The sequence below is a fragment of the Acinetobacter colistiniresistens genome, assembly GCF_000413935.1.
Lineage (GTDB): Bacteria > Pseudomonadota > Gammaproteobacteria > Pseudomonadales > Moraxellaceae > Acinetobacter > Acinetobacter colistiniresistens.
The window spans coordinates 1-26,521 of the sequence record NZ_KE340377.1 but is presented as its reverse complement, the minus strand read 5'-3'; the positions used below and the strand labels follow the sequence as shown (position 1 = coordinate 26,521).

Below are 26,521 nucleotides of genomic sequence, written 5' to 3'. Positions count from 1 at the left end.
TTTGGTCTTAAAATATAGGTGCTACTATATTGAAATTTTCAATGTTTCGCACCTTTATTCACAAAATAATTACGATAGTTGTGTTGTTTTTTTGACCTTAAACCATGCTGCGTACAGTGCGGGCAGGAAAAATAGGGTTAATAAGGTCGCAACAATCAAGCCACCCATAATTGCAACCGCCATCGGACCGAAGAAAATACTGCGTGATAACGGGATCATGGCCAGCACCGCAGCCAGTGCAGTCAACACAATGGGACGGAAACGACGCATGGTTGCACCAATCACCGCTTCCCACGGTTGATGCCCAGCCTGAATGTCTTGCTCGATCTGATCAATCAAGATCAGCGAGTTACGCATAATCATGCCTGACAATGCAATCGTACCCAGCATTGCCACGAAACCAAAGGGCTTATTCAACAGTAACAGGAACGCCACCACACCAATCAATCCCAAAGGCGCTGTCAGCAACACAATGGTCGCGCGCGACATACTGCGCAATTGAATCATCAATAAGGTCATCACCACAGCCAAAAATAAGGGCATACCCGCATTGACCGAGTTTTGTCCTTTGGCTGACTCCTCGACCGTGCCCCCCACTTCAAGCAGATAACCGCTTGGTAAATCGGCACGTAAAGTCTGCATCTGATCAGCCAGCTGCTGTACCACCGTGGCGGGTTGTAAATGAGTCCGAATATCAGCACGAACAGTAATGGTCGGCAAACGATTGCGGTGCCAGATCAAACCCTCTTCAAAACGGGGTTCGATTGTGGCAATTTGAGCCAAAGGTACGGTGGTGCCCTTACTGGTTGGCACGGCCAAACTGGCTAAAGAGGCCACTTCGACGCGTTCAGATTTATCACCACGCAAACGGATTTCAATCAATTCACGCTTTTCACGATATTGATTCATCACCGCACCCGTAACCGAAGCATTGAGGAAATTGGCCAAATCGACACTGGAAACGCCCATTTGACGTGCACGGTCTTGGTCAATTTCAATGGCAATAATTTTGCTCGGCTCACCCCAATCCAGATGTACATTGGTGGTATTCGGGTCTTCACTCAGCACTTTAGCCACTTTCTGCGCCCATTGACGCACCGTCCCCAAATCTTCACCAGAGACACGATACTGCAATGGATAACCGACTGGGGGGCCATTTTCCAATAAAGACACGCGAGTCCGTACTTGAGGCAACAACTGCTTAATCTGTTTGTCCAGAGAGCGGCGAATTTCATCACGATCGTCCAACGACGAAGCCAATACCACAAACTGGGCAAAACTGGCTTGCGGCAATTGCTGATCTAAAGGCAAATAGAAACGCGGAGACCCAGTACCGACATAGGCCACATAGTTATCAATACCTTTTTGTTTAGACAGGAACTGTTCCACCTTATGCACGGCCTGTTCCGTGGCGGTCAGTGATGCACCTTCTTCCAGTTTTAAATCCACCAAAATTTCAGCCCGATTCGATGGCGGGAAGAACTGTTGTGGCACCAATTTAAACATCGCGACCGACAGCACAAAGAGCCCGACTGTCACGGCAATCACGGTTTTACGATAGCTAATACAAATTTCCACCACACGGCGAAAAGATTGATAAAATCTGGACTGATACGGGTCATGATGCTGACCATGTGCTTCCACTACAGGTGCAGGTTGCTTGCGCAATCTTGCCCACAAGCGTAAGTACCATGCTGCTTGTTGCTTCTGTTTGCTGAAGTCAGGCAATAATTTTTCACCCAAATACGGTACAAATAACACTGCAGCGATCCATGACACAATCAGCGCAATTGTCACCACTTGGAAAATAGAACGAGTATATTCTCCCGTCCCAGATTGCGCCGTGGCAATCGGCAAAAATCCGGCAGCCGTAATTAACGTCCCCGTTAACATCGGGAAAGCGGTGGTTTGCCAAGCAAAACCCGCAGCTTTCAGCCGGCTGTAGCCTTGTTCCATTTTAATCGCCATCATTTCCACGGCGATAATGGCATCATCAACCAGCAGCCCCAGTGCCAGAATCAATGCTCCCAGTGAAATCTTATGCAGCCCGACATCAAACAGATTCATGCCTGCAAAGGTCATGGCCAGTACCAGTGGAATAGACAGCGCCACCACCAAACCAGTACGGAAACCGAGCGAGAAGAAACTCACCAATAAAACAATAATCACGGCTTCGGCCAGAACTTTTAAGAACTCGTGAATACTGCGTTGTACTGCAACGGGTTGATCCGAAACTTTTTGCAGCTTCATGCCCAAAGGTAAGCTTTTTTGCAGGCGGTTGAATTCGGTTTCCAGATTTTTACCGAGCGCAATAATGTCCCCGCCTTTACGCATCGAGACCGCAATCCCGATACCGTTTTCACCCATAAAACGCATGCGCGGTTGCGCAGGTTCACTAAAACCGCGATAAACCTCTGCCACATCCCCCAGTTGAATGGTTTTATTCCCCACCAGCAACGGCATTTTTTTCAGATCATCAACACTGTGTAAATGCCCACTGACCCGAATTTGAATCCGGTCTGTGCCCGTTTCGAAGAAACCTGCACCCGCCATATCATTTTGCTTTTGAATCGCCTCCTGAATGGCAGTAACGGGCACACCTAACTGTGCCGCTTTGGTGTTTGATAGCTCAACCCAGATTTTCTGATCTTGCAGCCCCACCAGATTGACCTTGCTTACATCTTTGACCCGTTGCAATTGCAGCTGCAAACGGTCGGCATATTCTTTCATCACCGCATAGTCAAAGTCTTTACCTGTCAGCACATAGATGTTACCGAAGGTATCGCCAAACTCATCATTAAAGAACGGCCCTTGTACACCACTCGGCAATTGTGAGCGAATATCATTGACCTTTTTACGCACGTTATACCAGACATCAGGAATGGCGCTCGAAGGCAAACTGTCTTTGGCAACAAAGGTCACCAACGATTCACCTGGCCGCGAATAGGCCATGATGCGGTCATATTGCCCGGTGGTCATTAATTCTTTTTCAATGCGGTCGGTCACCAGCGTCGAGACTTCCTTGGCCGTTGCTCCCGGCCAATAGGTCTGTACCACCATGACTTTAAAGGTAAACGGTGGATCTTCACTCTGTGACAACTTGGAATAGGACATAATGCCCACGATGCCAAGCAACAGCATAAAATAAAAGATGATGCCTTTATTCTTGAGCGCCCATTCTGAAAGGTTAAATTTCATCTTTAACCTCCCGTTTTGACGCTAACATCGCGATTATCACGATCAATCGGATGAATCTTTTGCTGCTCACGCAGTAAATGTACCCCACCCACCACGACCCAATCCGTGGCTTTTAAGCCCGAGAGGACAGGTACACTGTCACGTGCATAGTTGCCCAAGGTCACAGGCACTTTACGAATGGTTTGATTGGCATTCACCACCCAAACATAGGCTTGCTGATCATTGGCGGTAACACTGGATAAAGGCACGCTCAAAACATTGTTGTCATGTGCAACAAAAAACACCCGTGCACTTTGACCCAGTTGAATGCTGGACTGCCCTTCAAGCAAAGACACCTTAACAGTGAAAGTTCGTGATTGATCGGCAGCAGGTGATACTTCCCGCACTTTGGCCGCAAAACGGGCGTCGGGTTGCGACCACAAGGTCACCCATACCGGTTGCCCGACTTTGATGGTACTGACTGCTTGTTCAGGTACTCCGAAAACCACCTCACGCTCCCCATCAATCGCCAATTGATAGGCCGCCTGCCCTGCGGCAAGCACTTGTCCAATCTCAATTTGGCGTTGGGTAATCACCCCATTCTTATTCGAAATCAGCTGGTTATAGCCCGTCTGGTTTGAGGACACTTGATAATTAGAACGGGCCTGCTGCAAACTGGCTTGTGCCGATTCATATTGATTCTTGACCGCATCAAATTGTGAGCGACTCACGGCATTGACCGGTAGAAGTTGCTGATAACGCTGATATTCTTCAGCGGCAATTTTGGCCGCTGCTTCGGCGCTTTGTAACTGTGCCTTGGCCGCATTCATTTGCAATTGCGCATCTTTGACATCCAGCTTGGCCAGCACTTGCCCGACTTTCACCCGATCACCGACATCGACATAACGTTCGGTAATCTGTCCCCCGACACGGAAAGCCAAAGCCGTTTGCTGCCGTGCCTGCACATCCCCCGCATAGCTTTTTTGATCGATATGGTTGCTATTTGGCTGGGTCACCATGACATAAGGGATTTCCTCAGTCTTGGGTGTTTCTTTTTGGCAAGCACTGAGGACTACACTACTGACAACCAGTAAGCCCAATATGATACGATTGATCTGATTCATCTAATGGCGCTCTTATTCAAATTGATTTTTAAGGCGTGATATGAGCATTATCATAGATTGTTTATTTTTTAATTAATATACTCATGGGTACATTAATTAAAAAATAAAGTTAGAATTTTGATTTTTAAAATTGATTAACAGAGAACGATAACGTGCAAATCAGCAGTGGCCGTCCTAAAGATTTAGAGAAAAGAGCCAAAATTTTACAAGCCGCAAAATCTATTTTCTTAAAAATGGGCTATCACGCCACCAATATGAATCAGATTGCCAAAGAAGCGGGCGTCACCAAACTCACGGTGTACAATCACTTTCAGGACAAAAGTAATCTGTTTATGTGTGCGATTGAAGAAAGCTGTGAAGAATCGATTCGTACCAAACAGTTTGAACTCACTGCGGATTCCGACTTTGAGCAAGCCTTGGTGCTGATGTGCCAGCGGGCTTTAAGTATTATTTATCTGCCTGAAGCCTTAAAACTGGACTGCTTGCTATTTGAATTGGCGGCAGAACAAAGTCCGTTAGCCAAACAATTCTTTGATGCCTCACATACCCGCATGTGCCATGTCTGGTGTGATTTTTTCGAGCAAGCCATCGCCTTTAAATTTATTCAGGCCGATGAACCGATGAAACAAACTGAGCTGATCATCTCACTGATGTTGGGCATCCGCCATCAACAAGTGTTGCTGGGTTTAGCCCCTGTGCCAACAGCAACTCAAATTGATCAGATGATTCAGCACGCGATCGAGATTTTTTTGCTTAAATATCAACCAATAAATTAGAGAATATTCACATTTTTTTACGTTCTGCTCTTGGAATGTCTCCCAATCGCGCTATAGTCGAGTGAGAACAACAGGAGAATTAGAATGATTCAGCAAATCACTGCTCCACTACGTGAAGATGTCCGTTTACTCGGCAATTTACTTGGAGAGACCTTAAAGCAACATGCTGGGCAAGATTTGTTTAATCAGATTGAGCAAATTCGCGCATTAGCCAAAGGTGCACGTGACGGCCAGATCGAAGCGGAAAAACAGCTCGAACAATTGTTTCTCGGTTTAAAAGATGAAGAGATTTTGCCACTGACTCGCGCATTCTCACATTTTCTTAACTTCGCCAATATTGCTGAACAATATCATGTGGTGCGTAGCCGTCGTCAGGCTGAGTTCGATGAACATGCACCCAGCCCAAATCCGCTCCCGCATCTATTTGAAAAATTCAAAACCCAACAGATCAACGCAAAGCAACTGTTTCAACAGATCTGTGATTTAAAAATTGAACTGGTGCTAACGGCTCATCCAACTGAAGTCAGCCGCCGTACTCTCATTCAAAAATATGATGATATTACTGATTGCCTGTCACAACTAGATCAGCAAAAGCTGACACCCAAAGAACGTCAACAGACCATCGCCACCCTGAAACAACTGGTTAGCTCTGCATGGCAAACCGATGAAATCCGCCAGCATCGTCCAACCCCTGTTGATGAAGCCAAATGGGGCTTTGCTACGATTGAACAATCACTCTGGAATGCTGTACCTAAATTCATCCGTGAACTGAATGAGCTGACCCAGCAACATTGTGCGCAAGCCTTACCTCTCCACATCGCACCGATTCGTTTTGCCTCATGGATGGGCGGTGACCGTGATGGCAACCCGAATGTCACCCATCAGGTGACCCAAGAAGTATTGTGGTTATCACGTTGGCAAGCAGCCGACCTATACCTGCGTGATATTGAAAATCTACGTTGGGAATTGTCAATTCAAAGCTGTTCTGAAGAACTGACTCAAGCATTGGGCTATGAACACCCTGAGCCCTATCGTGAATATCTGCGCGACACCCGTGAACGTTTAAAAGCCACCCGCTATTGGTTGGGGCAACGCTTACAAGGTGCTGAAGCCGATGACAGCAATATCATCAAAGATAAAGATGAACTATTAGCGCCATTGCTGCTCTGCTATCGCTCTTTGATTGACAGTAATTTAGCTGAGATCGCCAATGGACAATTGCTGGATTTCATTTATCGTGTCAATTGCTTCGGAATTGAACTGCTCAAACTGGATATCCGTCAGGAGTCCGGCCGCCATCGCCAAGCCATTTCTGCGATTACCGAATATTTAGGTCTGGGCAATTTTGAATCATGGACCGAACAGGCCCGTCAGAACTTTCTGATTCAAGAATTACAGAGCAAACGCCCGTTATTACCCAAATTCTTCAATGAACCTGAAGGCAGCCTGATTCAACACCCCGATGTTCTGGAAGTGTTTGCCACTATGCGCACTTTGGCGGAACAGCCCACCGAGAGCTTGGGTGCCTATATTATTTCCATGGCGGAATATCCAAGTGATGTGCTGGCCGTGTTACTGCTGCAAAAAGAGGCTGGGATTCAGCATCCATTGCGTGTGGTGCCTTTATTTGAAACCTTAAAGGATCTGGACGGCGCGGCCAAAACCATGAATACCTTGTTCAATATGCATTGGTACAAACAGCATATTCAAGGCAAACATGAAGTGATGATTGGTTACTCAGACTCAGCCAAAGATGCTGGCTTTATGTCGGCCAACTGGGCGCAATATCGTGCTCAGGAAGAACTGACCGCCATCGCTAAACAGCATGGTGTGCAATTGACCCTGTTCCATGGTCGTGGTGGTTCCATTAGCCGTGGCGGTGCACCAACACAGCAAGCCCTGTTTTCACAGCCACCGGGTTCAATTTCAGGTGCCATCCGTGTTACCGAACAAGGTGAGATGATTCGTTTCAAATTCGGCTTGGAAGGTATCGCGCTACAAAATCTGGAAATTTATACCGCAGCGACTTTAGAGGCGACGTTGTTGCCGCCACCCGAACCGAAACAGGAATGGCGTGAGCTGATGAACCACATGACGGATTTATCGGTCAAAGTGTATCGTCAAACCGTGCGTGAAAACCCCAACTTTGTCAGCTACCTGCGTACCGTCACACCTGAACTTGAGCTACAAATGCTGCCATTGGGTTCACGTCCGGCTAAGCGTAAAGTCAGTGGTGGTATTGAATCGCTTCGCGCCATTCCATGGGTGTTTGCTTGGACTCAAATCCGCTTGATGCTACCAGCTTGGCTGGGGACAGGTACCGCGATTAATCAGGTGCACGAGCAACATAAAAGCACCTTAAATGAGATGCTGGAACAATGGCCATATTTCCAGACTTTGATTGATATGCTGGAAATGGTGTTGTCTAAATCCGATGCCGATATTGCCCTGTATTATGAATCTCATCTGACCCAAGATCAGGATTTAAAAGTGCTGGGCGTGGAATTACGGCAACGCTTACAAAATGCAGTGGATACCCTGCTCAGTCTGAAAGGGGAATCGAAACTGCTGAGTAATAATGATGTGCTGGATCAGTCCATGCAAGTGCGTAAACCCTATTTATTACCGTTACATCTACTCCAAGCCGAGTTGATGAAACGTCGTCGTCTTTATCTGGCCGAACACCAGACCGAACACAGCCCTGTCGATCATGCCCTCATGGTCAGTATTGCAGGGATTGCCGCAGGTCTGCGTAACACGGGTTAAGTCTCACGTCAGCCTTGCCATCAATAGAAAGGCCTCTGTTGATGGCAAGATTGGCAAAATATGCCATTTCAATAAAAAAATGAGAAAAAATTCAAAAAATTATTTTGAAAATAAGATATTTAACTTTTCAAATAATCTCGACAAAATCAATAATAAATCCACATGCTTATTTTGAAATAAATTTTACCAAAAGGTAAAAACACAAACTCTAAAAGGCTGATCTGGCAATCTTCTCAATGACTTATAGGTGAAAGCGCGTTTTAAGACAGGGTATCATACGCGCTGATATCACATAATGAGTCTAATTTATGTCAAGTTGGTTTCCAAAATGGCAGCCGTATCAGGGACAGGTTGATCATCGCCCTGTTGCGACAAATGAATATTTACCGCCCTTACAAAGTGCGGTGCTCGGGGTTCAACATGCATTTGCAATGTTCGGTTCAACCGTCCTTGCACCTTTATTGATGGGCTTTAGCCCCAATCTGGCCATTTTAATGTCAGGGATCTGTACCATCCTGTTCTTCTTTATGACAGGTGGTCGTGTTCCAAGTTATTTAGGTTCAAGTTTTGCTTTTATCGGGGTGGTTGCGGCAGCAACAGGTCATATTACGGGCTCGGGTGCCAATCCAAACCTGTCAGTCGCTTTGGGCGGGATCGTGGTCTGCGGGATTGTTTATGCCCTCATCGGTTTTGCAGTGATGCTGACTGGTACACGCTGGATTGAGAAACTGATGCCCCCTGTGGTGACAGGTGCAATCGTCATGATTATTGGCCTTAATCTGGCTCCCGTGACCATCAAAGGGGTTGCAGGTCAGCCGTTTGAAATGTGGATGGCGCTGATTACGGTGCTGAGCATGGGCATCATCGCCGTCTTTACCAAAGGGCTATTACAACGCCTATTACTGTTAATTGGCCTTTTAATTGCCTATGCGATTTATGCAATCGCCAGTAATGGCTTAGGCTATGGCAAACCGATTGATTTCTCCCAAATCTCAGCCGCGCCTTGGTTCGGTATTCCGAGCTTGTCACACCCAACTTTTGATTTAAATGCGATTCTGATTATTGCCCCTGTGGCTCTGATTTTGGTGGCAGAAAACTTAGGGCATATCAAAGCCGTTGGTGCAATGACAGGTGAAAACCTCACGCCGCAACTAGGTAAAGCCTTTGTTGCCGATGGCGTTGCAACCACCTTATCAGGCGGTGTCGGTGCACCTGGAATGACCACCTATGGCGAGAACATTGGGGTGATGGCCGTCACTCGCGTTTACTCGACGCTGGTCTTTGTGATTGCCGGTGTATTTGCAATTATTCTGGGCCTTTCACCTAAGTTTGGCGCCGTCATCAGCACCATTCCCAATGCGGTACTCACTGGCGCATCGATTGTGGTGTTTGGTCTGATTACCATTGCAGGTGCGAAAATCTGGATCGAAAATAAAGTTGATTTCTCGAACAATAAAAATCTGATTATCGCTTCTGTTACCATCATCCTCGGCGCAGGTAACTTCGAACTGTTGTTTGGTAGCTTCAATTTAGGTGGGATCGGCACTGCAACTTTTGCCGCAATTTTCCTAAACTTGCTGTTTAATTTAAAAGACAAAAACTAAAATATTCAAGGCAGCGAAAGCTGCCTTTTTTCATCATGCTTTTCTGCCCTATCTTTATTCAGCTTATTTTTAGTATGATGGCTTTTTACATTTCAATACGTTGCCATCATGCGTTTTGATTTTTTTGATTTACAGCTTGTTCTACATATCATCAGTACAGGTAGTCTGACCAAAGGCGCGGAACGCTCTGCAATTTCTTTGCAGGCCGCCAGTGAACGCATAAAAAAACTTGAGCTCTATTTCGATACTCCCTTATTTATTCGTCATAGCAACGGCCTTGAACTGACCACTGCGGGTCACGCCTTGGCAGAACATGCCCGCCGTTTAATGAAGCAAAAAGCGGTGCTTGAACATGACATGCAACGCTTTCGGCAACAGCAACCTGAATCTCTGACACTCTGGTGTAACTCTTCTGCTCAAAGTGAGTATTTACCACCACTCTTACCGCAATATCTGATGTTGCATCCAACCATTAATCTTGATCTACACGAAGCGGAAAGCTCTGAAATTGTTGAAGCTCTGACCCAAGGCATTGCACGCTTGGGATTGGTATCCAGCTTTTTTGATACCCAGCATTTACACACCCAAGAATTTGCCAGCGACCCGCTGGTGCTGATTTGTCCAGCAGAGCATGCCTTAGCTCAGCAGGCACCCTTGAACCTGATCGAGGCCTTAAATTACGGCTTTATTGGCTTGATGCCGCATCATTCATTACAGCAATCGATTGAAACCCAAGCTAAATTACTGGGCTTTAATATCCAATACCGTTTGCGCTTACCCAATTTTGCTGCAATTGCAGAAGTGGTGGCGAAAGGGGTCGGCATTGCCATTATGCCTGCCCGTGCGGCACAGCGCTTACAGGCCGATTACGCTTTCCATACCGTACAGCTACTGGGTGCATGGGCCAATCGCAAGCTGCTTTTGGCCGCACAGGACTTTTCCCAGCTGCCGCTGGGTTATCAACAATTTGCTGAATTTTTACTACAGCATCAACCCGCCAACTGATCCATGCTAATGCGCAATCATATACATCCCTAAGGCCATTAACCCGATAAAAAACAGGCGGCGAAAGCGTTGCTCGTTCAGTTGGTAACGGATCTTTTTACCCAGCCACATTCCAGCCAATGCAGCCACTAGAGCTACGGCAGAGAGTCGATAATCTAGGTGCATGCCAGCCATCGGGTTATGCTGTAGAAATACGGCCAGACAAATCGTAGATACGGTAAAGGTCAATCCTAAGGCTTGTACCAGTTCATCTCGTTTTAAATGCAAAGACTGCAAATACGGCACAACAGGAATAATCACTACACCCGTTGCGACTGTGACTGCACCGCCAATATAGCCCACGACAGGAGATAGCCAACGCTCATATTTGGCCAGATGGGGCAGCTTTTTGACACAGAGGCCGTAACATCCGTATAAGGCCAGCATGCATCCCAATAAAATTTCGCTGCTGTGCCCATGACTCTGGTTTAAGGTCGGTAAAAAGCTCCAGATCGACCCCACAATAATGCCTGCAAGTAAGGTCCAGAAACGGCGGATAAACATCCAGACCCGCCCCTCAGCAAATAGTTGCCAGATATTGGTCACCATGGAAGGAACAATCAACAGGGATGCGGCCTGAAAGGGACTCATGGCAATGGTCAATAGTCCCATGGATACCGCAGGCAAGCCTAGACCAATCATGCCTTTGATCATGCCGGCAAAGGCAAATACCACAATAATGATTGCTAAAAAAGTCATGCGCGCTCTCCGATGTTGCACCGGAGTTATGCTACGAAAAAACGGGGACTCTCCCTATTCTTATTTTTGGGAGCTGGCCTCAGGCAGAGCTTGAGGCTATTCGGTATTTATCTTCCAACACATTGCTAATAATACTTTCAATCATCCAGACCCGGTATAAGCTATTAAATACATAGCTCTGTCCATCAATGCGCAATTCCAGAACTGGAAAATCAGGCTGATGCTTTTGCTGGCACAGTTCATCATTCTGTTGCAATAAAGCCTCCACATCCTGTTCAGTCATCTGATCGATCTCCAAACGTCTCTGCATACGCTGAAAATGGGCTTTAAATGACAGGTCTCTACCGCGTGTCCACACCCCTTCAAATATCTGATGAATACAATCCACTTGCTGTTCTTCAGGCACGCTATAAAACAGCCGTGCCATCTCATAGGTTGCATCTTTGGTTGGGCGGCAGAATGGTGTAAATGCCACTTGTGTCCGCTTGGAGACCCGAGTGGCCAGACTCCAGTCAAACCAATCTCGCCCGTGATAACTTAGTGGGTAAACTTTCAACTGAATATTATAATAATCCGCCAGTTCTTCTTTGATATATGCCAATAATAACCAGCTCATTGGATCTTCAAGCGCAATATACAAATCCAACTCAGGATGCATGGCTTGAACTTCGCTCAGCGCTTCACCATCATTAATCAAATGCTCACGCCATTCGATATGGTTGATCAGGAAAATTGGATTTCCTGTCAGCAATTTCTGTTGTTTTAGCCGACGGGTCAAGCGGAGTAAGTCATCAACGGCTTGATATTTACGCTCACCAAATTCGAAATAACTGGCGGCTACAGGCACATCTTTAAAAATGCGTTCAGGATAATCTTGAGGGCTTTGGTGCTGGCTGGCCATGGCATGCAAGGTACGCAATTTGCCATATTGTTGCTGCCACAACATATGAAAGACGTCTTCGAGCAAATGTAAGAAGTTCTGCTCACGCAATGGCGTGTTTCTAAGAATGGTTTCAGCTTGTTGTAAGGCTTCTGCACTGGGGATTTCTGGGGTATCGTCAAAACCAAAACGATGTTGCTTGGCGAGAATTTTGGCATCATTTAAACAATAGGTTTGCCAGTCTTGCTTCGACATCTCATTGGGAGGTTCAGCGTCTTGCCTCGAAATAATCACCTTTAACGGTTTGAGTTCATCACTCAGGATTTCATTGAGCTGACCAAGTTGTTGCACGGCAAGATAGCTATAAACATCGTCTAGACGCAGGTAAATACTTAAACCCTGTTCCGTGGGTAACTCCGCCTGACGAGAAGGTTTCTGATAGTACCAACTCGATCGTATGGGATCAAACCAACGACGTAACAAAGACATGTCGACAGCCTCTAATGGTCATAAAGTGAAATATGGATGGATATACTCAAACTTGTGTTGGAACAAGTGAGCCAATAAATGTGTTCAGTATCTTATAAAATAACAAAAAAGTCCCCCTTAATTGAAAGAGGGACTCAAAGGGATTACAAAACTCGTACTGCGCCTTTCGCGGCACTGGTTGAATGCAATGCGTAAATCTTCAATGACTTAGACACTTTGCGTTTACGTTCTTCTGCCGGATGCCAGCCTTTGGCTTCCTGAACTGTACGGCGATGCGCCATGGTGGCATCGTCAATATCAAGGTGAATGGTACGATTTGGAATATCAATTTGAATGGTATCACCATCTTCAACCAGACCAATTGCACCACCTTCCGCTGCTTCTGGAGATACGTGACCAATCGACAAACCTGACGAGCCACCCGAGAAGCGACCATCGGTAATCAAGGCACAGTCTTTACCCAAACCTTTCGATTTCAGGTAACTGGTCGGGTACAACATTTCCTGCATACCAGGTCCACCACGTGGACCTTCATAGCGAATCACCACGATGTCACCCGCCACGATTTTATGATCCAGAATTGCTTCAACCGCCGAATCCTGACTCTCAAAAACGCGTGCCGTGCCAGTGAATTTAAGAATCGACTCATCCACACCCGCAGTTTTAACGATACAGCCATCTAGAGCGATGTTGCCGTAAAGTACGGCCAAACCGCCATCTTTAGAGAATGCATGTTCAGCATTACGAATCACACCTTTCTCACGGTCACCATCTAAGGTTGAATAATAACGGTTCTGTGAGAACGCGACTTGGGTTGGAATTCCCCCCGGAGATGAACGATAGAACTCATAAACATCCGCATCTTCCGTACGGATAATATCCCACTTGTCCAAAGCATCTTTCAGAGTTTTTTCATGTACGGTTGGGCATGAAGTATTGAGTAAGTTGGCACGATCGAGTTCACCCAAGATCGCCATAATCCCACCCGCACGGTGTACATCTTCCATATGCACGTCTTGTTTTGCAGGTGCAACCTTTGACAAGACTGGAACCTGACGTGACAAACGGTCGATATCATCCATGGTGAAATCAACTTCTGCTTCATGTGCAGCAGCCAGCAAATGCAATACCGTATTGGTTGAACCGCCCATGGCGATATCCAAAGTCATGGCATTTTCAAAAGCAGCTTTGGTGGCAATCGAACGCGGCAAGATGCTGTCATCATTCTGCTCATAATAGCGCTTCGCCAGTTCAACCACTAAACGACCTGCTCTCAAGAACAGTTTTTCACGGTTGGCATGGGTTGCCACGATAGAACCATTGCCCGGTAAAGACAAACCAAGCGCCTCGGTTAAACAGTTCATCGAGTTGGCCGTGAACATGCCTGAACATGAACCACAGGTTGGACATGCTGAGCGTTCAAACGCAGCGACTTCTTCATCGGTATAGCTTTCGTCGGCTGCAACCACCATCGCATCAACCAAGTCGATTGCTTTTTCATCACCACGGAATTTGACTTTACCCGCTTCCATCGGCCCGCCAGACACGAATACCACAGGGATGTTCAAGCGCATTGCTGCCATCAACATTCCCGGTGTGATCTTGTCACAGTTTGAGATACATACCATTGCATCGGCACAATGGGCATTGACCATATATTCTACAGAATCGGCAATCAAATCACGTGATGGCAGTGAATACAGCATCCCGTCATGCCCCATGGCAATCCCGTCATCAACGGCAATCGTATTAAATTCTTTTGCCACACCACCAGACGCTTCAATTTCTCGCGCAACAAGCTGACCTAAATCTTTGAGATGCACATGGCCTGGCACAAATTGGGTAAATGAGTTGACCACTGCAATAATGGGCTTGCCAAAATCTTCATCTTTCATACCCGTCGCACGCCATAAACCACGTGCGCCAGCCATATTTCTTCCATGTGTCGATGTTTTCGAACGATAATCAGGCATTTTTTATTCCCAACAAGTGTGTGCTCGAGACGAATAGGACATTCGCTCTGGCGAAATGATACTGAGCTCTCTGCATCATACTACAAGTTATCGTTTAACAGATGACCAACAGGCCTATCTTTTTTTGCACAAAAGCAATTCAGGCAGTGAATTAGGGACTCGTCGCTTTTTCGCTTATAATTTGAGGTAAGTTTTGTTTGGATTCCATTTGTGAAAATCATTTTTGCTGGTACGCCTGAATTTGCGGCAACCGCATTGGCGGCATTATTAAAAACATCCCACCAGATTATTGCGGTTTATACCCAACCTGACCGTAAATCAGGACGTGGGCAAAAATTAACGCCATCGCCTGTTAAACAATTGGCACTTGAACACGGTTTAGCTGTTTATCAACCTTTGAACTTTAAAGCCTCGACGGAAGACGGCTTGGCAGCTCGACAAGAGCTTGCAGCACTTGGCGCAGATGTGATGGTGGTGGCCGCTTATGGCTTGATCTTGCCGCAAGCCGTTTTAGACACTCCAAAGTACGGCTGTTTGAATATTCACGGCTCATTGCTGCCGCGCTGGCGCGGGGCTGCCCCAATTCAACGTGCCATCGCCACAGGTGATGCAGAAACGGGGATTACCATCATGCAAATGGCGGCAGGTTTAGATACGGGCGATATGATGTATAAAACCTATTGTCCAATTACTGCGGAAGATACCTCTGCCAGCTTACATGACAAATTGGCTGCTCAAGGTGCAGAAGCGATTTGTACAGTACTCGAATCAGAACAAAGCTTGCAGGATTTCATCGAAAAACGTGAAGTGCAAGATGAAACACTGACGGTGTATGCACATAAGTTAGTCAAAGCCGAAGCGCGTATTGACTGGAAGCAAAGTGCAGTGCAAATCGACCGTAATATTCGTGCTTTTAATCCTTGGCCGGTGGCGTTTATTCAGTTAGATGAAAACAATGCCTTACGTGTTTGGGGCTCCATGCTTTCTCAACACCACAACGCCGCTGCTCAAGCAGGTGAAATCTTGGCTTTGGATAAACAAGGCGTGCATGTGGCGTGCGGCGACAATACAGCCGTGTGCCTCACCAGCTTGCAATGGTCTGGCGCGAAAGCCTTAAATCCAGTGCAAATTGCACAAACCCAGAAATTACATATTGGACAAATTCTCCCATGAGCCAATCGAATCAATCATCTGCAAAAAATTTGAATTTGCGTGCGCAAGTGGTCAAAACACTTTTGGCTGTTCAAAATGGGCAATCTTTGTCTTCTGTTTTGAATCAACATCTCAATATGGTTTCTGAACGTGACCGTGGTTTATATCACGAACTTACTTTAGGCTGTTTACGCCAATGGTATTCCTTAAAAGCCATTACCTTACCCTTACTCACAAAACAATTAGACAATGAAGCCCTAGAAAGTTGTTTATATCTTGGTTTATATCAAATTTTATGTACGCGTGTTCCTGTACATGCTGCGATTTCAGAAACCGTAAATGCGGCTAAGCAACTCGGTTTCGAGCCAATGAGTGGTTTGGTCAATGCAATTCTGCGCCGTGTTTCACGTGAAACAGATGAATTTCAAACCGCTTTGAATAATACACATGGTTTACCAAGCTGGTTATTCAAACGACTCAAAAAAGATTGGCCTGAGCAAGCAGAGTCGCTATGCCAAGCCTTAAAACAAGTCGCACCACTGACACTGCGCGTCAATGAACGCCAAGTCAGTCGTAACGAATATTTAGAGATTTTGGACGAAGAACAGATTGATGCTCGTCCTTGTATGCTTTCAAATGTTGGTATTGTTTTGGAACAAACCGGCAATATTACCCATTTACCCGGTTTTGAAGAAGGCGGTTTTTCTGTTCAGGATGAGCATGCTCAATTGTGTGCCACGCTTTTACCCAACTTAGATAACCAAGTTGTGATCGATGCTTGTGCTGCACCAGGAGGTAAAGCCGCGCATATCCTTGAGCGCTTTAATCCGGAAAAATTGATTGCGCTTGATCATGATGCAAAACGTTTACTGCGTGTTTCTGAAAATTTAGAACGTCTTGCCCTAGATCAGAAGCTTGTTGAGATTGTGACAGCAGATGCGACCACGTGGCAGGCACCAGAACTTGTCGATTGTATCGTGTTGGATGCACCCTGCTCTGCAACAGGCGTGATCCGTCGCCATCCCGATATTCGTCTGCTAAGACAGTCAACCGATATTGCACAAACCGTGGCACTACAACAGCAGATTTTGCAGCAGATGTGGCAACAGCTTAAAGTCGGTGGCACCTTGCTGTATATCACCTGCTCAATACTTAAAGCTGAAAATGAGCAGCAAATGGCAACTTTCTTTGCTGAACATACCGATGCTGAAGAAGTCAAAATCGAAGCCGATTGGGGGATTGAGCAGACGCATGGTCGTCAGTTGCTGCCTTCGGCACACGCTGGTGATGGTTTCTATTATTGCCGGATTAAAAAATTGGCATAATAAAAAAGCAGGCTTGAAGCCTGCTTTTTTTAAATCTGTTTTAAAGCGTATGTTGATCTTTGACTTCTTCCAGAACCTCATCGAGTTCTTCTGGATGCTTCATCAGGTGCAGGATCGACAAGGCCAATCCCCCCCAAACAAACAACATAGCAATAACCATCATCACGATTGCAGAAGTATTCATATTCTTTCTCCTAGCGATCTTTGAGCTTGCTGAGCACGATTGCAACAACAGCACAGAAAATCACACTGCCCCATCCAAAGATGCCTTGTAAGCTCATGCTATAACTATCGTAACCATTTTTCACCAAGTTAAATACCGTCATGCTTAAGGTGGTTAACAAGATCAGAGAAGTGATCACCGTTAAGGTAAATGCCCAGCCTTTACCCAGTTGAATCGTGGAAATACGGTTGATATGATCGCGCAGTTCAATCAAGGCAGAACGTTTAAACCATGTAATCCACAGAATAGAAACGAGTGCTCCGCCAACAATACCAATGTTATTGATGAAGTGATCGACGATATCGACCAGTTTAATCGCATTGACACTGGAGAATAAGAACACCGAAACCAAGGCACTACCGCCACCAATAATGGTCACAGCTTTGGTACGTCCCCATTTCAATTTGTCTTGCATCGCTGCAATTGGCACTTCCAAAATACTCACCATTGAAGAAATACCCGCAACGAAGAGTGATGAAAAGAACAGCAAGCCGAATAAGTCAGCACCTGCACCCAAGCTTGAAATGATTTTCGGGAAGGCAATAAATGCCAGACCAATACCACCACTCACGACGTCCTGTACTTCTTTGCCTGCCGTATGCGCCATAAAGCCCAAGGCTGCAAAGATTCCGATGCCTGCCAAGATTTCAGTCGAGGCATTGGCAAAACCAACAATCAGACCCGAGCCAGTTAAATCGGTTTTAGGTTTGAGATAAGAGGCATAGGTCACCATGATCCCGAAGCCCACAGACAGTGAGAAGAAAGTATGGCCATATGCGGCTAACCACACTTTATAATCCATCATGGCCGACCAGTTCGGGGTAAAGAAAGCATTTAAGCCTTCCACCGCACCTGGTAAACGTAATGACTGAACCACCAGAATGGTGAACAACACGAATAACAATGGCATGAAAATCTTGTTGGATAATTCAACGCCCTTCTTCACCCCACCATATAAAATGATTAAGGTCAGTGCCCAGATTCCGGCGATTGGCCAGAACAAATGACTCACGAAATTAAGGTCAAAACCTGCCGCTTTCGAGGTCTGTAAATACGTATTGAAGAAGAAACTTTCCGGGTCACTCCCCCATGTCTGACCTATCGAGAAGTAAACATAACTCCCCGCCCACGTCAGTACACTGGCATAGTACAGGCCAATGATGATACAGACACAAACCTGCCACCAGCCCAGCGTCTCTCCCCCTTTAAATAGCGCACGATACGCCTTTGGTGGAGAATTACGCGCACGATGACCCGTTGCATAGTCCAAGAATAAAAGAGGTAAACCAGCGGTAATCAACGCCAGTAGATAAGGGATAAGAAACGCCCCGCCGCCATTTTCATAGGCAACGTAAGGGAAACGCCAAATATTGCCTAAACCGACAGCTGAACCTACAGCTGCAATAATAAAACCAGATCGTGATGTCCAGTTTTCACGAGTATCTGTCATAAAACACCTAAATTGTCCTGCTGGCCCTTCCATACTGTTTGTGGTTTGTTATTGTCCAACAGATATGAAAAGTGCCATAAAAATCTTGTCTTGTTTGTATGAAAATTCAACCTTGTGGGTGTGTTATTTCCATGCACAAACAAACAAAAAACCAAACCATCTTCCTTAAAGATCGGGCGTTGTTTTTCTGCTTTTAATAGCCGAACAATACCTGTTTTTATTTCTTTTTACTGTAAATTCTGCAAGAAAAAATCATCTTTTTTAAACAACTGATTATTTTTCAACAGCCTGTAATTTTGACCTTACAGTCAAGCTATAAAAATCAAGTACATAAAACAATCAAGCGAAGCATTTACTCCGCTTGGGCCACTCTCTTTTTATTGTTTGATGGCTAATAATCTTTCCTCTTGCATATCCCGAATAGCAAACTGAATCCCTTCACGGCCAAGGCCCGAATCCTTCACCCCACCATAAGGCATATTATCGACGCGGAACGTCGGAACATCGTTAATAATCACACCTCCAACATGTAAATGATCCCATGCATATAGCATCTTATTCAGATTTTGCGTATATACGCCTGCCTGCAAGCCAAAACGACTTTGATTAATGGTCGCAATGCCCTGCTCAAACGTCTTAAACTTTTCTAAAATTGCCACAGGACCAAAGGCTTCATCTTTATAGATTTCCAGCTTGACATCGACATTTTCCAGTAAAGTGGGTTCGAACAAAACCCCTTCTAAACGTCCTCCTATCAGTATTTTTGCTCCTTTTTTCTCGGCCTTATCTAGCCATTTTTTTAGACGAATCGCTTCAGCCTCCTTAATCATGGGACCAACCAATGTGGTACTTAAAGTGGGATCATCCACTTTAATTTTTTTTAATTTGGCGATGAGTTTCTTTTTCACTTCGGCATATAAGTCAGCATGAATTAAAATTCGCTGCACACTGATACAGATCTGCCCCGCATGCCCATAGGCTGCACTGATTAAACGATCAATCAAAGCGTCATCAATCACCGTATCCGCATCAATTAGAACCGCAGCATTCCCTCCCAATTCCAAGGTGACTTTCTTACGACCAGCACGGGCTTTCATGTCCCACCCCACCTGATCGGAACCTGTAAAGCTTAACAACTTGAAGCGATCATCCGTGACCAGAATATCTGCGGCCTGACGCTCACAAGGCAATACCGACCACGAGCCTTTCGGTAAATCGGTTTCTGCTAGCACCTTGGCAATCATTAAGGCACTGATCGGAGTCAAACTGGCAGGTTTCAACACAAAGGGACAACCCGCAGCAATTGCTGGCGCAATCTTATGTGCAACGAGGTTGAGAGGAAAATTAAACGGACTGATTAAGGAAACTGCACCGACGGGTACATGTTTGACCATCCCTCTGAACTGAGCAGCTGCAGGTGTCACTGCTAGAGCTAACATTCGTCCATCATCGAGCTGTGTCACGGCATCTGCGGCCAATTGAAAGGTATTGATCAGACGTTCGACTTCGGCACTTGCTGCACCGTGAGGTTTCCCCCCTTCTGCAATCAGAATATCTGTTAACTCTTCACGCAGTTCATTAAAACGCTTCACGCAGTGCAATAAGATCTGTTGTTTTTGAAAGGGTTTTAAGGCCGCCATTTCTGCTTCAGCTTTCACCGCAGCTGCAATCGCTTTTTCAAGCACTTTGGTATCGGCCAAGGCGACACGTGCATACACGGTATTGTGATACTTATCATGAACTTCAAGCCATTGGCCTGTGGTGGCTGCTTTGCCTGCGACATAAAGTGGGTAATCCACCACATTTTTTGTATCTGTCATTATTCTTGATCCCGTTATAAAAATTTAAATTTAGACTACTGCATATTTTCCAAGATCACTATATGATTCGCCCATTCACAGATGAATTCACAACAATTCATTACTGTTTTTGATACTGATTAGGACAATGCAATGAAAATATTAAAAATATCAATGTTTGCGTTAGGGACAGGCATTTGCAGTCTGGCACAAGCGGATATGCTAGGCGTGAAAGCGGATGCGAGTTATTGGTTTTATGATGGGAAAGCAAAAGTTCAACCAAAACCAAATACCTCATCATTATCAAATCAAACAGGTGTAGATGGCCTTTTATTAAATCCTTATGCAGGTCTTTCAGCACCTGAAGAAAATTTAGATCGTAAAGGTTCAGCTCAGATATCACTTGCATTTGAACACCCGATTCCATTGATTCCAAATGCCAAAATTCGCTATGTGAATTTAAAGTCACAAACAGAAAAGGAAGTCGCAGGCCAGCCTGTCTATGATCTGAACATCGATCACACCGATTTCATTCTCTATTATGAAATCTTGGACACCATCGTCAGCGCAGATGTCGGTCTGGGTGCAACCAATTTAAATGGTGATGTCAAAACACTGAATGTCAGTAAAACAGATATCGATAAAACCATTCCTGTCATCTATGGCTCTGCGGGCATCAAACTTCCATTTACTGGTCTCAGTGCCAAGGGCGAGTTGTTGTATAGCAACTTTAACGATACCAAAATCACGGATGCGCAAGCCGAATTACAATACAACTTTATTGATAATTTATTGGTCGATGTTGGTTTAAAAGCAGGCTATCGTATTCTCGATATCAAATTAGATGACTACAAGAAAAATGACCTTAAGTTTGACTTTAAAGGTCCGTATATTGGCTTAGATATTCATTTCTAAAACAATATATGCAATAAAAAAGCCCTGAGTAATTCAGGGCTTTTTTATTTATAGCTTTATGGGAAAGAGTAAAAGCAGCAATAAAATCGTGACAGAACCCATCAGAATATTCATAGGTAAGCCAACTTTGATAAAATCACTAAAACGATAATTGCCGGGACCTAATACCATCAAATTGGTTTGATAGCCTAATGGGGTCGCAAAACTCGCAGATGCTCCCATCATAATGGCAAAGACAAAGGGAATTGGATTCAGATCGGCTTGGGCTGTGATTTCCAACACCACAGGCAAAGTCAGTAATGCAGCTGCATTATTGGTAATCACCTCGGTCAGTATAGACACAAAGCAATAGGTCAAAATTAATAATACAATCGCCTCACCCGCACTAAAATGCACAATCAATTGTGCCAGCATTTCGGCAACACCCGTTTTCTCCAAAGCAGCCCCCAAAGCAAATGAAGCAGCAATGGTTAAAATAACCGTCAAATCCAGGCTTTTTTCCGCCTGTTTAACCGTTAAGCATCGGGTCAATAACATCATTCCTGCTGCCAGCAAAGCGGCATTCAGCATACTCAACAAGCCCAAACCTGCCGCAAACACAGCTGCAAGCAAGATCCCCCACGATAATAATGCTTTATCATGTTGCGGAGGTTCATGATCTAATTCATTGATCAACAAGAAATCTTTATTATATTTTTGACGTGTTACAAAAGCCGGACGCGCTTCCAGTAATAGGGTATCACCAACCTGTAATTTAATATTACCCAGCCCCCCTTTTAAACGCTCACCATTGCGCGCTACAGCCAATACAACAGCCCCATAACGATTACGGAACTGGGCATCACGAATAGCACTACCAATTGCCTCACAATGCGGCGACACAACAGCTTCAACTAAGCGACGACCTGCATGCTCTTCTTCCAAAGCGGTCTTTTCATCAATACTTGCTGGTGCAACCAAACCATTAATTTTTAAAAGTTCAGTGATCGCTTCGGTATCTCCCGCAAACACCAGACGATCATTACCAAATAAGATCTCATCCGAAGAGACAGCCGTTAAAATTGTTTGCTGACGTTCAATTTCAACCAGATAAACTCGCTTTAGACTTCGCAGACCCGCTGCTGTAATAGATTGCCCAACCAATGGACCATTTGGACTGACGATCACTTCTAAGGTAAATTCTCGCAAATTGGAGAAGACATTTTGTTCTTGGTGATTGGGCAGCAATTTGGGGGCGAACCAATACATCACCAGCATCCCAATAATCGCAACCGGCAGACCAATCACCGTAATATCAAATATGCCGAAGCCTGCTTCACCAGTTAAAGCTTGATACTGACCATTTACCACCAGATTCGTACTCGTCCCAATCAGGGTAATCGTTCCTCCAAGAATGGCGGTATAACTCAAGGGAATCATTAATTTTGAGGGGGCAATTCCAATCTTTTTCGACCAGCTATTTAAAGCGGGAATCATGGTTGCAACCACAGGTGTATTATTTAAAAATGCGCTGAGCGGAGCGATGGGTAAGAAAATTCGCAATAATGCCATGCGTTCAGATTTTGGAGTTCCCAATAGCTTATTCACAAACAGATCAATTCCGCCTGAATTAGAAATCCCTGCTGCCACAACAAACATTGCCGCTACGGTAATCAATCCAGAATTACTAAAACCTGCCAAAGCTTCCTGAGCAGTCAACACGCCAAATACACTGAGTATTGTCAAAATTGCCAACATGACGATATGCGGGGCAATCTTTGAAAAGATGAGTGTAAGTAGTCCTCCCAAGGTTAAAGCCAAAGACAACCATCCTTCCCAGCCCATAGCCAATCTTTCCATAAATAGATAATAATTTGGATTCTATATAATCAAAGTTGATATATAAATGTGATTTACTGCTAACCTTAGCTGAAATTGTGATAACAAAATGCTCTTTGCAGCCTAAATCCCAGATATCCTTTCAGAGCAATGTACGCTAAAACCTACAACAATCGCAGCAATTGGCGAATATGCCAATACAAACTTTTCACCTATCATACAAATCATAGAGAGACAGGAAGTCTCATTGAGAATAAGAACAGACACAGGACGTGGTCGTTAATAGGATATCAACGACATAAACTGAATATGAAGAAGCCCCGTCAGGATGATGGGGCTTCTTTTTATCTATCATTTTTATGCGTGATTTAAAGACTTTTAAGATACGCAACCACTTCGCTATGCTCTGCCATTTCTGCCAACTGTAGTGCAGTATATTCGCCTTTATACGCCACATTTGCACCCTTACTCACGAGTAGCTTCACCACCGCTAAATTGTCGTTCTCAGCAGCAGCCTGTAACGCGCTATAACCCTCATCATCGGTCTGGTTTGGGTCAGTCCCCTCTGCTAATAGTTGCTCTACTTGTTCCACATCACCAAGAGAAGCCCAATATACCAGCTCAGGAAGATGTAGTTCTTCATCATCTTCAGGGAGTGGTGAAAAAGAGTTGAGTTTCATCTAGTTCCTCTCATTTAAAAGTTAACGGTCTCTCCATAACAATTACTGGAGCAACATATGCACTGAGTTCTTTACGGTAAAGTTCTACAAAACCTTGCTTTGACCAAAATACAAATGCAGATACATTTGATTGAACCACTGCAATTCTCAATCGATCGCCTCCCCAAGTATGAGCAAGACCCGAAATAAAATTGACTGCTTGCGAGCCATAACCTAAACCTTGATGAGACTCTATAAATAATAGCAGTCCAATGAAGACTATCGATGACTCAGGATAACCTTGCAGAATATCAATACAACCAATCATCTGTTCTTTATGATAAATCGCGTAGAAAAACTTTGCAGTAAATGGATGTCCAGTAGGTACAGCTTTTAGATCGTTTCGAGCAGCATTTTGAACCGTACCGGGTTTGTCGGAGACTTTTTTATTTAAGTTAAGCCACCTGACCTAACGGGTTAATCTTATCATAGTACATTGCTTCAAACTCAAAAGGCGATACATAACCCAGTGCACTGTGTACACGCTTTTTATTGAACCAATCTACCCAGTTTAGTGTCGCAAGTTGTACATCTGCTAAACCTTGCCAATCTGCTTTTAAATATTCAATCACCTCTGTTTTGTATAAGCCATTCACCGTTTCAGCCAGAGCATTATCGTATGAATCACCCGTTGTACCGACTGATGCTCGTAAATTTGCTGCTTCTAAACGATTGGTATAGCGAATGGAAAGATATTGCACACCTCTGTCGGAATGATGAATCACATTCTTTGGCATGCCTCGATCATGCAATGCTTGCTCTAATGCATCAAGCACCATATCTGTATTCATCCGTGTAGATACTTTCCATCCAACAATTGCTCGTGAGAACACATCAATAACAAATGCGGTATATACCCAGCCTGAATGAGTTTGAATATACGTAAAGTCACCCACCCATAGTTGGTTTGGATGATCAGCATTAAAATTACGTTTCACTAAATCATCTGCCCGTTTTTGGTCATCTCGGTTACGGGTGGTTTGTTTATTCTTACCACGCCAAACACCTTGTATACCTAGCTTTTGCATCAATCGAGCAACTGTACAACGTGCAATAACATAACCCTCACGTTTCAATTTTTGCCAAACTTTACGTACACCATATCGACCTGAACTTTCTTTCCAAATTCGTTTAATTTGTTCAGCATGATACTCATCATGTAGATCTCGTTTCGCTCGATGTTCTGGATTGTCAGTGAGATCTAAAGTTCGGTAATAGGTTGAAGGTGCAATCGGTAAAATTCTACAAATCGCTTCAACACCATATCGATCTTTATTGTTATGGATAAAATCCACCATTATTTGTGTGGGCGGTCGAGCTCCGCCTGGGCGAAAAAAGCGGCTGCTTTACGTAGAATTTCATTGGCACGTTTTAATTCTTTAATTTCACGTTCCATTTGCTTCATTTTTTCTTGGTCAGATATCTGTTGTACTTTGGCAGGATTTAGTTGATCCAGATGCTTTAAATACCAAACACGCAATGTTTCAGGAGTACAACCGATTTTAGGAGCAATAGCTGTGATTGCTGCCCAAGTAGAAGGATAATCTTTTTCAGATTCAATTAGTAATTGAACCGCTCTTTCTCTAATTTCGGGGGTATAGTTTGGTTTTGTCATCGGGATAGTCTCTCAGAATATTGACTCTCCGACAAACCCGGTACGGTTCATTTTTCTCTACCTGATGTCCTTGAATAAGTTTAAAATAATTTGGAGTAGCCTCAAATACAGCTTGAATATTGGCTATATCAGTTTCATTATCAGAGCAGAGAAGACGATAACTCAACATATACTTAATATCCTGATTCTTTAAATGCGAACAACTTTTCCTTATACCGCATCAAAGCTGTACCCCATTCACAATCGACCAATGGTAGGGCATCAACTCTCTTAAGGGTTTAAATAATAATTTGTTCTCAGGCGTAGTTACTGCCACTAGAACATCTCCGCCCCAATAGGAAAGACGTTCTTGGCAGATCCCACAAGGCGTTAAAATTAAAATATTTGAATATTCCGACTCTCTACATATACACAGGGAATGAGTAATTTTTTCATTAATTTTATGTGCCTCCAGACATGCCCCGACTTCCATACAAAGTGATAAAGCATCGTTCCGTGTTTCAGGAGCAACACTGATCAGAATTTTACCGCTCTCTGTAGCTAGTGCAGCAACACCTCCCCAGCCTTTAGGATAACGTTTCACTAGAAATACTTTTGCAGCCTGAAATAGCTGTTCTTCCATTTTGTTAGCTGACTCAGAATGGTCTATAGGCAATGAAATTTTCATCTAATTCTTAATATTACAAATATTTTAATCTATCTTAGCCTATTTCTTCTTATTCATTTTCTTCCGCTAATAAAAAACACCCCCTAACGTTAGTTAGGGGGTGTTTAGTATTTAAAAGCTGGCGATGACTTACTCTCACATGGCAAGTGCCACACTACCATCAGCGCTAAGAGGTTTCACTTCTGAGTTCGGGAAGGGATCAGGTGGTTCACTCTTGCTATTGTCGCCAGCAAACTGTTGTGGTGCTTTCGGGTCTTAATCACGATGTATTCATCGTATGCCTTACTTACGGTCCAAAGAGTTATT

General features: G+C 44.6%; 19 protein-coding genes, 1 rRNA gene, 1 pseudogene and 1 other annotated feature. Of the genes and pseudogenes, 7 read left to right on the top strand and 14 right to left on the bottom strand.

Annotated features, from left to right (window positions below):
• Nucleotides 1-69: 69 nt before the first annotated feature.
• Nucleotides 70-3,198 carry an efflux RND transporter permease subunit gene (locus F907_RS15685; RefSeq protein ID WP_016651252.1) on the bottom strand — a complete coding sequence of 1,043 codons (3,129 nt, stop codon included), beginning with the start codon at nucleotides 3,196-3,198 and terminating at the stop codon, nucleotides 70-72.
• A gap of 2 nt (nucleotides 3,199-3,200) precedes the next feature.
• Nucleotides 3,201-4,301: an efflux RND transporter periplasmic adaptor subunit gene (locus F907_RS15690; RefSeq protein ID WP_005270113.1), complete on the bottom strand. Its 1,101-nt coding sequence runs from the start codon at nucleotides 4,299-4,301 to the stop codon at nucleotides 3,201-3,203.
• A gap of 152 nt (nucleotides 4,302-4,453) precedes the next feature.
• Here F907_RS15690 and F907_RS15695 point away from each other — a divergent pair, with 152 nt between their 5' ends.
• The 4 genes from F907_RS15695 (at nucleotide 4,454) to F907_RS15710 (ending at nucleotide 10,452) form a co-directional block, all read left to right on the top strand.
• Entirely contained in the window at nucleotides 4,454-5,077 is a 624-nt protein-coding gene (locus tag F907_RS15695) for a TetR/AcrR family transcriptional regulator (RefSeq protein ID WP_016651251.1), read from the top strand.
• 84 nt (nucleotides 5,078-5,161) lie between these two features.
• On the top strand, nucleotides 5,162-7,843 hold the full coding sequence (gene ppc / locus F907_RS15700; RefSeq protein WP_016651250.1) for a phosphoenolpyruvate carboxylase: 2,682 nt from the start codon (nucleotides 5,162-5,164) through the stop codon (nucleotides 7,841-7,843).
• A 308-nt stretch (nucleotides 7,844-8,151) separates the two neighbouring features.
• On the top strand, nucleotides 8,152-9,447 hold the full coding sequence (locus F907_RS15705) for a solute carrier family 23 protein (protein ID WP_005270110.1): 1,296 nt from the start codon (nucleotides 8,152-8,154) through the stop codon (nucleotides 9,445-9,447).
• Between the two features lie 108 nt (nucleotides 9,448-9,555).
• Nucleotides 9,556-10,452: a LysR family transcriptional regulator gene (locus tag F907_RS15710; RefSeq protein WP_005270108.1), complete on the top strand. Its 897-nt coding sequence runs from the start codon at nucleotides 9,556-9,558 to the stop codon at nucleotides 10,450-10,452.
• Between the two features lie 6 nt (nucleotides 10,453-10,458).
• On the opposite strand, the gene F907_RS15715 is transcribed toward F907_RS15710, so the two are convergent.
• The 3 genes from F907_RS15715 to ilvD all read right to left on the bottom strand — a co-directional run bounded on the left by F907_RS15715 (nucleotide 10,459) and on the right by ilvD (nucleotide 14,532).
• A complete protein-coding gene (locus F907_RS15715) occupies nucleotides 10,459-11,190 on the bottom strand; it encodes a sulfite exporter TauE/SafE family protein (protein ID WP_016651249.1) in 732 nt (243 codons plus the stop codon).
• 79 nt (nucleotides 11,191-11,269) lie between these two features.
• A complete protein-coding gene (locus tag F907_RS15720) occupies nucleotides 11,270-12,559 on the bottom strand; it encodes a hypothetical protein (RefSeq protein ID WP_016651248.1) in 1,290 nt (429 codons plus the stop codon).
• A gap of 143 nt (nucleotides 12,560-12,702) precedes the next feature.
• On the bottom strand, nucleotides 12,703-14,532 hold the full coding sequence (ilvD, locus tag F907_RS15725) for a dihydroxy-acid dehydratase (RefSeq protein ID WP_032861725.1): 1,830 nt from the start codon (nucleotides 14,530-14,532) through the stop codon (nucleotides 12,703-12,705).
• Nucleotides 14,533-14,742: 210 nt separating this feature from the next.
• Between ilvD and fmt the strand changes: the two genes are divergently transcribed.
• Nucleotides 14,743-15,705 carry a methionyl-tRNA formyltransferase gene (gene fmt, locus F907_RS15730; RefSeq protein WP_016651247.1) on the top strand — a complete coding sequence of 321 codons (963 nt, stop codon included), beginning with the start codon at nucleotides 14,743-14,745 and terminating at the stop codon, nucleotides 15,703-15,705.
• Nucleotides 15,702-17,009, top strand: coding sequence for a 16S rRNA (cytosine(967)-C(5))-methyltransferase RsmB (rsmB, locus tag F907_RS15735; RefSeq protein WP_016651246.1), 1,308 nt, complete (start codon nucleotides 15,702-15,704; stop codon nucleotides 17,007-17,009). The genes fmt and rsmB overlap by 4 nt, the downstream gene beginning before the upstream one ends.
• A gap of 40 nt (nucleotides 17,010-17,049) precedes the next feature.
• Here rsmB and F907_RS18305 read toward each other — a convergent pair whose 3' ends face one another.
• The 3 genes from F907_RS18305 to F907_RS15745 all read right to left on the bottom strand — a co-directional run bounded on the left by F907_RS18305 (nucleotide 17,050) and on the right by F907_RS15745 (nucleotide 20,502).
• Nucleotides 17,050-17,193 carry a methionine/alanine import family NSS transporter small subunit gene (locus F907_RS18305; protein ID WP_005237973.1) on the bottom strand — a complete coding sequence of 48 codons (144 nt, stop codon included), beginning with the start codon at nucleotides 17,191-17,193 and terminating at the stop codon, nucleotides 17,050-17,052.
• Nucleotides 17,194-17,203: 10 nt separating this feature from the next.
• Nucleotides 17,204-18,682 (bottom strand): sodium-dependent transporter, encoded by a 1,479-nt coding sequence (locus F907_RS15740; RefSeq protein ID WP_016651245.1) that lies wholly within the window; start codon nucleotides 18,680-18,682, stop codon nucleotides 17,204-17,206.
• Between the two features lie 377 nt (nucleotides 18,683-19,059).
• Complete coding sequence (locus tag F907_RS15745; RefSeq protein WP_016651244.1) at nucleotides 19,060-20,502, bottom strand: aldehyde dehydrogenase family protein; 1,443 nt, start codon at nucleotides 20,500-20,502, stop codon at nucleotides 19,060-19,062.
• A gap of 132 nt (nucleotides 20,503-20,634) precedes the next feature.
• Here F907_RS15745 and F907_RS15750 point away from each other — a divergent pair, with 132 nt between their 5' ends.
• Nucleotides 20,635-21,396, top strand: coding sequence for a TIGR04219 family outer membrane beta-barrel protein (locus tag F907_RS15750; RefSeq protein WP_016651243.1), 762 nt, complete (start codon nucleotides 20,635-20,637; stop codon nucleotides 21,394-21,396).
• A gap of 48 nt (nucleotides 21,397-21,444) precedes the next feature.
• Here the strand turns inward: F907_RS15750 and F907_RS15755 are convergent, their stop codons facing one another.
• From F907_RS15755 to rrf, 6 genes and pseudogenes are all read right to left on the bottom strand, one after another.
• Nucleotides 21,445-23,220 (bottom strand): SLC13 family permease, encoded by a 1,776-nt coding sequence (locus F907_RS15755; protein WP_005270094.1) that lies wholly within the window; start codon nucleotides 23,218-23,220, stop codon nucleotides 21,445-21,447.
• Between the two features lie 362 nt (nucleotides 23,221-23,582).
• Complete coding sequence (locus F907_RS15760) at nucleotides 23,583-23,894, bottom strand: ankyrin repeat domain-containing protein (RefSeq protein WP_016651242.1); 312 nt, start codon at nucleotides 23,892-23,894, stop codon at nucleotides 23,583-23,585.
• A 10-nt stretch (nucleotides 23,895-23,904) separates the two neighbouring features.
• Nucleotides 23,905-24,228, bottom strand: a pseudogene (locus F907_RS0117815) (GNAT family N-acetyltransferase); the annotation flags it as partial.
• 100 nt (nucleotides 24,229-24,328) lie between these two features.
• Nucleotides 24,329-25,548 (bottom strand): IS3-like element ISAba19 family transposase gene (locus tag F907_RS15765; RefSeq protein ID WP_087486619.1). Its coding sequence is split into 2 segments (ribosomal slippage): nucleotides 24,329-25,272 and nucleotides 25,272-25,548, totalling 1,221 coding nucleotides; the frame shifts between segments, so codons are not numbered across the junction.
• Nucleotides 25,157-25,273 (bottom strand) — a sequence feature (AL1L pseudoknot). It overlaps the preceding gene by 117 nt.
• 220 nt (nucleotides 25,549-25,768) lie before the next feature.
• The gene (locus F907_RS15775) at nucleotides 25,769-26,170 is read right to left on the bottom strand and encodes a cytidine deaminase (RefSeq protein ID WP_016651239.1); all 402 of its coding nucleotides are present in this window, start codon (nucleotides 26,168-26,170) and stop codon (nucleotides 25,769-25,771) included.
• Between the two features lie 161 nt (nucleotides 26,171-26,331).
• A 5S ribosomal RNA gene (gene rrf, locus F907_RS15780) occupies nucleotides 26,332-26,446 on the bottom strand.
• Between the last annotated feature and the right edge of the window lie 75 nt (nucleotides 26,447-26,521).